An 11,069-nucleotide genomic window follows, 5' to 3' on the forward strand; every position below is an offset into this window, starting at 1 on the left:
CAACCGCTACAGTGAACCCTGCTCACGGGTGGGCACTTCCACCGAGCACAGTTGAGCACTTTCGATGAGCCTCATCACAATCGCCTGCGCCATTACCGTTCCTCCTCGACGTCAGCAACAGCTCGACGATGAAGCTGCTGCCTTACTCAGCGACTCCGAGCTCGATCGCTTGTGCATGCAGGACATAAGCCCCCGAAGTCGCTGGACTCAAGGATCCACGGGTCCTGCATGGCCACTTCCACGCTGGTATCGCTAAGTCTTGCTGCGAAGCGCGATCTCGGCCGTCTGAGATCCACGAATCTACTATGAAGACGCCGGGTGGATTCGAGTCTCGCGTTCACGTTGTATCTGCATATAGACCCCGGATCGGCTGAGGCCGAAGCGTTTCTGAAGTTGAGCGACGGACTCGCTGCCGGAGGCGTACAGCTCGTAGAGCTGGCGTCGTTGCTCGGCAGTGAGTTTCGGCTGTCCGCCCGGGTACCGTCCTGCAGCCTTGGCTTGCTCCCGTGGCCCTGTCAGGCGCAGCTCGTAGACCCCGGCCTCAAATGCGGGAAAGACGCTGGTGAACAACTCGAATGCGGTTCGGCCGGCCTCGGTTGCGGGATCGTAGACGGTACCACCGATGTTCAGTCGGGCCTGGCGTTCGCGGATCGTGGTGGTGACGTCCCCCAGCTCTGCGGCGGTGCGGGCGAGGCGTTCGAGGCCGGTGACCGTCACGGTGTCTCCGGGACAAAGGGCGTCGAGCATCGCATCGCGGTTCGGCAGGCGGTGCCGGGTGCCTTGTAGCCCGGTGTCGACGTGGATGTGATCGGATCGAACCCCCAGGGTGGTGAGCTGAGTGCGCTGACCGTCTTCGTCCGCTGTGTCACCGACTCGGGCGTATCCGATCATGCCTCCACTTTAGTTCATTCAGCAATGTTGCTGGCAGGACAGACTGGAGTGCACCACCAGGTAGATCGGAGTGTCCACCCTTCTGCAGTCTGTGCGACGTCGCCCCTACGGTCCGATCGCTATACAGCAGCGATGACGGTACCGGCCAGGCAATGTCAGCCGACGTGACCAGCAACTATTCGATGGCAAGCCGGTGCGGAGTCAGCGGCGCGGCAGCACTGCTCTTCTCCGGGATGCGGGGTCACCCCCTGCCGGGGCTTTCCGTCACACCTGACCGATGGACAGATACGCAAGTTGCGCTCGCAGGTTCTCGGCCGCCGCCTCCAGTTCGTGGACAGTGGCGTGCGTCGTCGAGCCAGCAACATCCGCGCCGGCCAACCGACGGTAGAGATCGTCGATCGCGGTCGATTGCGCTGCGAGCTGCTGGGTGATGCGGAAATCCTCGGCGAGCCGGTGCACACGGTCGAGGGCTAGCTCGATGAGGCGAAGCGCAACGGCCCGCTCGATGAGCGCAACTCGACTGTGTGCGAACGCAACCTGCCGACGATCCCACTCCTGCCGCACATAGGACTCCAGTGCGGCATCGGCCGGCACCTCCGGTGTCAAGCATCGAAGTTGCAGCAACTCATGAGCGGCGATTGCGAAAGTATGCAACTCCATGTGCAGGGCAACAACCGACCGGTAACCGGTGAGAACCGGGTGCTGCCAGGCCGGATGCTCGGCAACCCGATCGACAACTCCCTCAACGATTGCGAGCAACCGTGTCTCGTTGTTGTCGATACTTGTCGGCCACCGCAACTCGGATGCCGCCGACTCGACAACCCGCAGTTCGCCGGTACTCAGGCCGGGAGCGTTCCCACGCCACCAACGGCGTAGCGGGAGCTGGGTGTCGTCGATCGACCTGCTGACGCGGGCGACCTCTTCGAGCCCGCGTTGCACCGAGTGCGGCACCGAATTCCAGTCCAGCACGACCACGGTACGGGGCAGGCGTTGCGGATATCGCAGCTGTTCACCAACCCACTCGCGGGCTGCGTCGTGTGCGGGATCCGTCACAGAAGACCCTCCTCTGCCAGCGTCGCTGCGGGTGTTAGGCCGTAAGGGACTCCGGCTCGGGCACGAACTCTCGCTTCACCAGGCGGATGATGGTGGCCACGTCCCGTCCGGCGTTGAACAGCTCACGCGCCCGATCCCTAACACTTGCGCCGCAATATCCGTCCTCCTCGAGTGTCCAGATCGCGGCCTTGAAGGTGAAGGGGCCGTCGATATCGGACGATCGGCGCGTGCTCGTGGTAGCCGCGGCGGGATCGTCGCGGATGTCCGGCTTGCTGGAGGATCCGGTGGTCTGTGCCGTCTCGGTGCTGGGCTGCGCAGGAGTCGGGGCGCCTTGCAGCGCTCGTTTGATCGACGTGCCGATGAGTTCCTCGGTGGAGATCCCGAACTGTGTGGTTTCCTGTTCGGCCATTGCCTTGAGGAACTTGGTGAACGCACTTCCCCAGCACCGTCGGTTCTGACCAGTTGAGGCCATGGTCTTCCGGAACTGCTCGACCGCGAGGTCGAGGTCTACCCCCAGCTTCTTGGCGGCGGCACGGTTGGCGTTGTTGGGCTGCCACCGCGGATGCAACGGCATGGCCTTCGGGGTCCCCTCGCCGTTGCGGTGTTTCCGCTCGATCAACTTCTCCGAGAATTCATCAATCGGGGCGGCGCCGCCGACCGAGGTCTTTTCCGCAGAGGTCGGTTCAGCAGAGGTATTCAGATTGGTTGTTGGTAGATGGTTATTGGTGGATGGTTCTTGTTCGTCTGCGTTCTGCCGCGCCCCCCCGCTGCGCTGTGGGTCACGCTCCCCCTGCGTTGGAGCGCACCCCGGTCTGACCTGCGGAGATGCGGGTTCCATGTTCACGACGTAGAGGTTCGATGTCTGCGTCGTGTGCACCTCGTCGGGTTCGTCGAGAACCCAGTCCCGCTTGTCGTCGGGGTTGCGGAATCGGGAGCGGACGTCCTGGATGAGGCCGCACTCGCACAGTTCCGTGATGTACCGATCGGCGGACCGGCCCTGTGTCATCCCCAGTCGCGCGGCGAGGGTTTCCTTGCTCGGCCAGCACCGACCCGTCTCGTAGTCGGCGAACTTCTTCAGGTGCGCATACAAAGCCAAGGCTTGTGGACTGAGGTCGTACTCTTCGAGGACGGTGAGGTCGATCAGAACGAACCGCCGCGAGTTCTCCGGAGGAGAGTCGCTGGTCTGGCCCGACCGATCGGGAAAGGTGCTGCCGCTGCTTTCGGACGGGGCGGTGGTCATGTTGGGTCCTCTCGTGGAGGAAGACCGGAGACACGCCCGTCTTGGGATTGGTCCCAAAGTAGTCAGGTGTTCAAAGACCCTGTAGCATTACCGGTGTGTTAGGCCAGGTACGTGCTTCTACCTTGGGATCTCTCCCTTGAGAGTGTGTATCTGATCTTCAATTTGCTGGACCCCTCGGCTGCCAACCGGGGGGTTTCGGCTTTTTCTGGGGCTTAGCTCGCTTTCTGGCGGGTTTCGGCGAGGTAGTTGTCCACTGCCTGGCGGATCAACTTCGACACCGTGAGTCCTGTCTGGCGGGAGAGCGCTTCGAGCTCTTCGTCCACAACATCGGGGAATCGCACCGAACGACGTGGTGATTCGGGCGTTTCACTGTTCGGGTTCAGTCGGAGCTTTCGCTTGGTGTGAGGTGCGTACTTACGTGGCTTCGACTCCGTCGCCATACCTCTCCCCGTCCTCCCCCGACTCGCTGTGTGCGGGCATGACCCTACACCGCTGGGCCACAGTGCGTCGGACACTATTCGGGTTCGGCGTGTCGCGTCGTGCGCGAGATTCCAGCTGACCAGTCGTTGGGCTCCGGGAGGCTGCACCGGGCCAGCCTCGGTGCGCACCGAGGCCGGCCGGGTGGTTCAGACTCGCTCGGTTTCCCGGTTGCGCTCGCTTGCTTCGGCCGTGGGCAACGGTGGCACCGAAAATCCCTCGGCTTCGGCGGCGTCCCGGAACTGCCGCCAGCGGCGGCTGACGGTGGATTTGTCGATCTTCAACCGTTGCGCAACGTCGATCTGCTTCAGTTGCGGCTCGCTCACGAGCATCGACGCCACGATCTTGACGGTTTCGTGGGAGTCCGAATCTTCGAGGAATCGCAGCAACCCGTCCCGGGTCTGCGGATAGCCGTTGCAGGTCGCCCCATCGGAGCGAGGCAGGGTGTCCTCGGCAACGGCAACGGCAACGGCAACGGCGGTTCCTGCCCCGTCTGCATCGTTGCGTTCGGACGCCTTCGTAACCGGCAGGGGCGCAACCGCTTCCTCAGCGGGATGCAACTCCGGACGGCGCACACTCGCGGTAGTGCCGGTCTCGTGGTCCCAAGGGGTACCGAGGGCGGATGCTTCATCCTCGACGTTGACACGGTGTTGCACCGGATCTTCGTCCGTTGCGACGGCCCGGTGCTGGGCGCGTTCGTCGAGGACAACCTGCAACAGCATCGTGAACAGGTGGAACAACGCCAGCCACAACAGCGGGAAGATCGCCGCGATGATTGCCGCGATCCACGGGGTTTGCGGGATGAAACCGAGATCCTCCCCCGCTGCCACGCGGGCGAGGTTGCGATCAGCCATCTGCCACGAGTGGTAGGCGTTGCCGATCACGCTCAGTGCGACGGTGACGATCGCCAGTGCCATGCAGTACAGGCGGGCGTAGTTGTATTTGCCGGACACCCGGAAGATGACATAGCCGGCCGTTGCAGCCGCCTGTGCAACATCGATGGCAACCGGTGCCATCCACGCCCGCCCTGGTTGCACGTTGATCTCGATCGCCAGAGCGCGCAACGCATCAAACGAGAGGGTGAACGCCAGCGCTGCGAGAAACAACGCCATCGCTGCAACTGCTGCGATGGCCAGCATCTTCGAGTGGCTCATCGGCAGATTCCTGCGCAACGGGGCCTGGGACTGGGTTGTATCGTCGGACATGACCTGGGGATCTCCTATCTGGTGGTTTTCCTGGTCAGGGCGTCCTGCGGAGCGGCAATTCCTTGCAGGACGCCCGTCATTCCTGTGAATGCAAGCAAAACAGGCATTGAAAGCGTTGGTTGACTTCAGGTGTCAGCGAGCGGTCGACCGGGAGAAAGGGGCGCATCGACTCCCTCGAACGGTTTCCCGCCGTTGTGCAGTTCGGACCGTCGCCGGACTTCTTCCGCAATGGCCTTCTCGACGAACTGTGACCAGTTGCGGTCGGCTTCGGCTGTGCGTGTGGCGTTGAAGGCGAGGCGGGCCTGGGTGTACACCGTCGGGGCGATGTACACCGTCACCGCCTTGTTGCTCTGCTTCTTCTCGGGTTGCTCAGCAGGTTGCTCGACTGGTTGCGCGGGTGGTGCAACGTTGCGGTGCTTTGCCTGCAACCCGGACAGATCTCCCGTGACCTGTCGTGCGCCGGACGAGACGCGAGGCAGACCTGAGAGCTTCCGGCGCGGCTCGGTCACGATGCTGCCTCCTCGGCTTCTGCTGCGGTCATGCGGCGCACGACCTCTTCGGTGATGCCCACCAAGTCGTCCGCAACGGACGTGGAGGACTGGGGTGCGAGGGCTTGAGCTTGAGCCTCCCCGCGCAGGACCTCGTACCACTTGGGTCCGTTGCGAACCACGTCGTCGAGTTCGTGGACGAGCAGTCCCCGTTCTCGTGTTGCTGCCGCGGTGGCTTCGGAGTGCCGCACCGTCTTGTCGAAGATGGCGTCGGTGCTGCCACCGAATGCCTCAGCGATTGCGTCTCGAGCGTTCTGTTGAACTTTGGTTGCGGACGTGCCGACACCTGTGAGCACAACGCCGAGAAGGTCGAGGTCGGGATTGTCAGCGAGGACCGCATTGAGGCGGTTCATCACGCCGGCCATGCCCTTGCGGCTGGATGCATCGCTCTTGACCGGGATCAGAAGCCATCGTGCTGCGGCCGCAGCTGCCGTCTGCAACGCTTCGTCGCCGGGTGGGCAGTCCAGCAGGATCATGTCGTACTGGTGCGCGATCGGTGCCAAGGCCATTGCAAGGGCGAGTTTCGCTCCTGCTGGGTCTTTGGATGCTCTCGAGGTGAGTGCTGCTGTTGCTGCTTCGAGGTGGTGTCCGCCGGGAGCGACGTCCAGATTTGGCCGGACATCGCGAACCGGCTCGAGTGGGCCGCCGAATGCGAGTGCTTGCGCAAGGTTGCGTCCCTCGTCGTCGAGCTCGGTGTTGGTGTAGCCGAGATCCTCGGCGACGTTACCCTGAGGGTCGAGATCGACGAGTAGAACCTTGTAGTCGGAAGCGGCGAGTAGGCCACCGATATTGGATGCCAGTGTTGTCTTGAACACTCCCCCTTTGCTGTTGATGAGCGCGACGACTCGTCGTAGCGCCGCGGCGTCGCGCTTGAGGGACACCTTCTCGCGTGTGACCACTGCACTTCCCTTCCTGTCGTAGCAATCAATGCAGGTTTTGCTTCTTTTGCCAGCAAAACCGGCATTCCTGGTGAAGTCGGTGCCACCCCGAGGGTTGCAGGCGACTCGTCATTGCTGGCAATGAGGACATTACCAGGTATCACCATAATGCAAGTATTACTTGCATCGGGCAGACTTCGCGGCAATACCAGCATTGCTGGTATTGCGGACCCGCTGCTCAAGGAGGTGGAAAGGTGAGTCGGGGCGATCGCCCCGGCTCGGAGGATCCTGCGTGGTCGAGCAATTGCAAGTATTGATGGCGATGATGTCACTGTCGGCATTGGCGCCTTCCGTGCACGGGCCGGCTACAGCGAAATTGCCTGTAATGCCATTTCGATGGGACCTCCGCATCAATGCCAGTATTGCTGGTCCGGCTGGCCTTGCCGGGGCCTATTCGTGAACCTCGCGGTGGGGGGCGAAGGTGGATACCGGGGGAACCTGCGCATGCGGTGTCGTGCATCACGGGTACGGGGTGGTGTCAGTCGGTACGATACCGGCCGGTCGGGATCTCGGGATCCATCGATGTTCGGTCGGGGGCATCGGCAGTCGAAGCGATTGCTGTGACCGCTCGATTTGATGTATGTGCCGAGTTCTCTGTTGAGCGAATCGAGGTGCCGAGGTGGAGGAGGCGTCTATGGACCCGGTGGCGGGGGCAGTGAGCGAACTGCTTGCACATGCGCGGGGTGATGAAGCGGCCTCCGTTCTCGGTTTGGTGCCGACGATCGAGCGGATGCGCCGTCGTCCACTCGTGGTGACCAGGGACGTGGACCTTGGCCCTGGCGTCTTCGCGCTCTGGCGTAAATATCCCGACTGGGACGAGATTCACTACGCTCCGTGGGTTGCGGACTTGGACCGCGCGATCGGGCACGAGTTCGGCCACATCCTCATGGGGCATGAGGGACGCTCTGTCCACGACACGGCGCGCCGGACTCTTCCACCCGAATGGCACGGTATGGCTCGGATGATGCTTCGCGAGTGTGGACAGGGGAGTTGCTCCGATGAGCGTGTGCGCCGACTGGAGATGGAGGCGGAGGCATTCGGTTCGGAGTTGTGCCGGCGGATCTGGGGTGCCGGCATCGCCAGGTCGGCCCGTATTCGGTCGTTGCTCAATGAGGCGCTGTAGCGGTGTACTCGACGATTGTTCTGTCGGTGTTGTTGTGGTGGGTCGCTTTCACCAGGGTGCGCCGATGGCGTCAATCGCACTCGGTTCTGGCGCTCGGGATCGCGGTGGTCTTCGTCTGCATGGCAGCGCACACGACCGTCAACGTGGGGCCGGTCGATCGGTTCGTCAGCAACGCGATAGGCGTTGCCAATGCCGCATCGGCGGTGAAGCAAGGCCTCTTCCTGGGGATGTGTCTGGGGGCAGCGTTGCTCCTGGTGGCGCTGTGCGTCCATGACGCAGGTGCTCAACGCCGTTGGGTAGGACCCTTATCGCTGGGTACGGTCGGTGCGATTGTTGTGGCTGTGGTCCTGTTTCTCGGCGCAGCTGATGCTCCGCAGGCGAGAGATGGCTACCAGTTCGATCAGCTCTACGGTCATCTGCCGGGCTATGCGGAGTCCGCGGCCTTCGTGATGGTCGTAGCTGCTGTGCTGTGCACGATCATCACGGTGGTGGTGGTGCACGGCTGGGATCTCGGCACTCCCGCCGGACGTGGTCTGGCGATCGTGGCTGTGGGGGTCGCCGTTCTGTCGGTGTATGCGTGGATGCGCGCCGGGTACATCGTTGCTGCCCGTGCGGGGTGGGTTGAACCCTCCACCCACGTGTTCGATGTGTCGACCGAGCTGGCGCTGGTGGGGTCTGTGCTGACGATGCTGGGCTTTACGTGGGCGTCCATCGAGAGGTTCTTCATGGGCCGGTCGCAGCGGAGGGACTTCGCGGAGCTGTACCAGGTGTTGGTGAAGCAGCGCTGGCCCGGAGTCATGCGGGAATCGTGGTCTGCGCTCGTTCCGGCTCGGCAGGTATCGGATCGGGCGAGTGAAGTGCTCGACGCGCTGTCGATGCAGGCCGACGAGGACGGGCTTCCGGAACGGGGCAGGCCGGCGACACCGGAGTCGATCGCGCGATGGGTGTGCACCGGTGAATCCGGGGGCGTCGGGGTCGACGGGCTGCGACCCCCTAGCGGGACCGACACGGTGAAGTGGGTGCGGGCAGTCGGTAAGGCGTTCGAGGTGCTTCGCGCTTCCGGTGAGGTGGAGTTGCAGCGTTGAAGGATGTGGTAGCCAGAGGCTTGACCGAAATCGCTGCGCCCTGGACGGTCAATGTCGCATCGTGCCTGACGCTCGGCATCCTGATCGGACACCCCGGGTGGGGGGCTTTCGTCGCGCTGTTCGCCGGGGTGCTGCCGATGATGCTGATCGTGTGGGGGATGGTGCGCGAGCGCATCGGGAACCATCACGTAACGGAGCATTCGGAACGGCATGGTCTGATCCTCGCGATACTTGCCCTGGTCGTCACAGCTCTCGTGGTGCAGCTCGTCGCGCAGGGCCCGGTCGAGATGATCGCGTTGACGTGTGCGGCCATAGCGACTCTGGTCAGTGTCGCTGTCTGGACGAGCATGGTCGGCATCAAGGCGTCGGTGCACATGGGCGTGTGGTGCGGCGTCGTAGCGATTTTCGCGGTCGGGCTCAGCCCCTGGTGGTGGACAGGGCTTGCTCTCGCGCCGGCCATCGCCTGGTCCCGGATGCAACTGGGGCATCACACGAGCAGGGAGATAGCGGTCGGTGCGGCCACCGGACTGGCTATCGCCCCGTTGACCTACCTCGCGGTCGCGAACCTCGTCTCCTAGGGGCGCTTCGGTTCGTCGGTGCCGACGCCGGTGTCATAGGGGTTGTACGCGCGGGCGGCGGATGCCACGTCGTTCGTTCGTAGCGACTGCACCCAGGAGATGTAGCGCACGGCCTGCTCGAACGAGTCGTCGTCGGCGAAGTACTGGAGCGGGACGTGGAAGAAGTCGGCGAGGTCCTGGGCGACCTTGAGTCCGGGGTTGGGGCGCTGGCCGTTGAGCAGCATGGAGATGTAGCCCTGGGTGATCGAGCCGCCGTTGCGCCGGATGCCATCCACGATCTCGTTCATGGTGAACGGGCCTCGGTCTTTGGGGTGCACATTGTCGATCAGATAGCGGAGCTTTTCGGCGAATGTCGCCACGCCCACCTCCTCATCGGGAATCAACAACGGCCCAGGTGAACCGGGCTCGTCAAATCTACAACCACCCCGGCGGCGATCAGAATCGCCGCCAGGGGACTCCTCCGCGCCCATTGCCTATCACCACGGTAATATTACTATTGTGATAGAGACGTATGGGGGTTTCCGCTTGGTCGGTCAAACGTATGAACGCAGGTAAGGGTGCCGGTGGTGTCAGCGTGATCCGCCCGGTCTGCGGTGAGCGCGCATCCACAGCGACGTCACCTGCTCCTCGCTCGTGTCGAGAATGGTCGCCAACTTCCGCCTCTCGTCACTCGTCGGGGAGCGTTCGCCTCGTTCGAGCCGGGAGTAGGTGGACTTCGACATACCCAGCTCCTGGGCGATGTCGGACTGTGCCAGACCTCTGCGAGTCCGCCAGCTGGCGAGGGTCTGCGCTTGCTCTGGCACGACGGCGAGTTCGTGCACTGTGACTCCGAGGACTTCGGCCACTCGCTCCAGTGTGCTCGGGCTCGGTGCACTCTCACCGGTTTCCCAGTTGCGAACGGTGTTGTAGGTGACCGAGGACAGGCGTCCGAGATCGGAGCGGGACAGGCCCCGTTCGCGGCGCACCTCGGTGAGCCGGGTGGGATCGAACCCGTACAGGGCGCGGCGCGGCACACTCACCTCCGTCTCGGGTCCACTCCGGTAACTCTCGCACCAACTTTGCCGCATATGCGCAGCTAGGTGGAAATCACCGCCGACATTCTGTAGGAAATAACTGTGGGAAATAACTTCGATCTGGAGTAAGGTCGTAGCCGTGAAGGAGGGGAATATGAGCGCGTGGCCCAAACGCTTTGCAGCCGTATCATTTTCGGCAGCTGTGCTGGCTACTTCCGGCCTGGGTACCGCCCCGGCCTATGCCCAGTCGAGCACGGGCGATGAACCGCACTGGCTCGGTGAGCTGGTCTCGGACTGCCCGGATCTGTACGTGCTCGGGATGCAGGGCACCACCGAGACCTCGCCCGATGCGCCGGTGAAGGTCGATACCGGAATGCTCTCGAACATCATGGGTCCGCTGCTCGATCAGGCCCGTGAGCTGGGCGCGAGCGTCGATCGGGCGTATGTGCCGTATCCCGGTTCGTTCGGTGGCCTGACGCCAGGCGGCACCGAGTCGTATGTCGAGTCGGTGACGGCAGGGGAGGAGAATCTGTCCCTGGCGGCGCAGAAGGTGCTCTCGCAGTGCCCTTCGGCCAAGCTCGCCGTCGTCGGCTTCTCCCAGGGCGCCCATGCCGCGTCGAACTTCCTGCGGTCGGTCGGCAAGGGCACCGGGGTCGTTCCGGCCCGCTCGGTCGCAGCCGGTGCCCTGTTCGGCGCGCCGACCCGCAGCCCCGGATCGGGACTGTTCCCCGGGACCTCGCAGATGGCCCCGTCGCCGGTTCCCGGCACCAGGGGAGAGGCGGTCAAGGCGCTGTCGTCGGTGTCGTTCACCGCCCCCGAAGGAGGTGGCATCGGGCCGGTGGCCGATCTGACCAGCAGCTACGGCAGCCTGTCGGGGCGGGTGTCGTCCTGGTGCCAGGGCGGGGATCTGGCCTGTGA

General features: G+C 63.5%; 14 protein-coding genes. 5 read left to right on the plus strand and 9 right to left on the minus strand.

All coding sequences use genetic code 11. The features are described from left to right. Window positions 1-303: 303 nt before the first annotated feature. The 7 genes from NVV99_RS25680 to NVV99_RS25705 all read right to left on the minus strand — a co-directional run bounded on the left by NVV99_RS25680 (window position 304) and on the right by NVV99_RS25705 (window position 6,313). Window positions 304-891 (minus strand): recombinase family protein, encoded by a 588-nt coding sequence (locus tag NVV99_RS25680; RefSeq protein WP_257606268.1) that lies wholly within the window; start codon window positions 889-891, stop codon window positions 304-306. 264 nt (window positions 892-1,155) lie between these two features. Further along, window positions 1,156-1,944, minus strand: coding sequence for a hypothetical protein (locus tag NVV99_RS25685; protein WP_219130719.1), 789 nt, complete (start codon window positions 1,942-1,944; stop codon window positions 1,156-1,158). 34 nt (window positions 1,945-1,978) lie between these two features. Continuing rightward, window positions 1,979-3,184: a helix-turn-helix domain-containing protein gene (locus NVV99_RS25690; protein ID WP_219130718.1), complete on the minus strand. Its 1,206-nt coding sequence runs from the start codon at window positions 3,182-3,184 to the stop codon at window positions 1,979-1,981. 212 nt (window positions 3,185-3,396) lie between these two features. Further along, entirely contained in the window at window positions 3,397-3,624 is a 228-nt protein-coding gene (locus NVV99_RS27315) for a ribbon-helix-helix domain-containing protein (RefSeq protein ID WP_083583905.1), read from the minus strand. Between the two features lie 186 nt (window positions 3,625-3,810). After that, the gene (locus NVV99_RS25695; RefSeq protein WP_219130717.1) at window positions 3,811-4,815 is read right to left on the minus strand and encodes a hypothetical protein; all 1,005 of its coding nucleotides are present in this window, start codon (window positions 4,813-4,815) and stop codon (window positions 3,811-3,813) included. Window positions 4,816-4,991: 176 nt separating this feature from the next. After that, window positions 4,992-5,375, minus strand: coding sequence for a hypothetical protein (locus tag NVV99_RS25700; RefSeq protein ID WP_083583903.1), 384 nt, complete (start codon window positions 5,373-5,375; stop codon window positions 4,992-4,994). Beyond that, entirely contained in the window at window positions 5,372-6,313 is a 942-nt protein-coding gene (locus NVV99_RS25705) for a ParA family protein (protein WP_072815209.1), read from the minus strand. Before NVV99_RS25705 ends, NVV99_RS25700 begins: the two co-directional genes overlap by 4 nt. A 271-nt stretch (window positions 6,314-6,584) precedes the next feature. On the opposite strand from NVV99_RS25705, the gene NVV99_RS25710 reads away from it, so the two are divergent. The 4 genes from NVV99_RS25710 (at window position 6,585) to NVV99_RS25725 (ending at window position 9,138) form a co-directional block, all read left to right on the plus strand. Continuing rightward, window positions 6,585-6,752, plus strand: a complete 168-nt coding sequence (locus tag NVV99_RS25710) for a hypothetical protein (RefSeq protein WP_169918109.1) — start codon at window positions 6,585-6,587, stop codon at window positions 6,750-6,752. A 255-nt stretch (window positions 6,753-7,007) separates the two neighbouring features. Then, window positions 7,008-7,475: a hypothetical protein gene (locus NVV99_RS25715; RefSeq protein ID WP_219130716.1), complete on the plus strand. Its 468-nt coding sequence runs from the start codon at window positions 7,008-7,010 to the stop codon at window positions 7,473-7,475. Between the two features lie 119 nt (window positions 7,476-7,594). Further along, window positions 7,595-8,560, plus strand: coding sequence for a hypothetical protein (locus NVV99_RS25720; RefSeq protein ID WP_072815231.1), 966 nt, complete (start codon window positions 7,595-7,597; stop codon window positions 8,558-8,560). Between the two features lie 20 nt (window positions 8,561-8,580). Further along, window positions 8,581-9,138 carry a hypothetical protein gene (locus NVV99_RS25725; RefSeq protein ID WP_225223363.1) on the plus strand — a complete coding sequence of 186 codons (558 nt, stop codon included), beginning with the start codon at window positions 8,581-8,583 and terminating at the stop codon, window positions 9,136-9,138. Here the strand turns inward: NVV99_RS25725 and NVV99_RS25730 are convergent. Next, window positions 9,135-9,497: a helix-turn-helix transcriptional regulator gene (locus NVV99_RS25730; RefSeq protein ID WP_072815229.1), complete on the minus strand. Its 363-nt coding sequence runs from the start codon at window positions 9,495-9,497 to the stop codon at window positions 9,135-9,137. The two genes, NVV99_RS25725 and NVV99_RS25730, sit on opposite strands and share 4 nt — an antisense overlap. A gap of 210 nt (window positions 9,498-9,707) precedes the next feature. Continuing rightward, a complete protein-coding gene (locus NVV99_RS25735; RefSeq protein ID WP_072815205.1) occupies window positions 9,708-10,151 on the minus strand; it encodes a helix-turn-helix transcriptional regulator in 444 nt (147 codons plus the stop codon). A gap of 154 nt (window positions 10,152-10,305) precedes the next feature. Here NVV99_RS25735 and NVV99_RS25740 point away from each other — a divergent pair. Next, window positions 10,306-11,069 (plus strand): cutinase family protein (locus NVV99_RS25740; protein WP_260783235.1); only part of this gene is annotated, 764 nt, incomplete at its 3' end.

Source organism: Rhodococcus sp. PAE-6 (assembly GCF_025290685.1).
GTDB lineage: Bacteria > Actinomycetota > Actinomycetes > Mycobacteriales > Mycobacteriaceae > Rhodococcus > Rhodococcus pyridinivorans.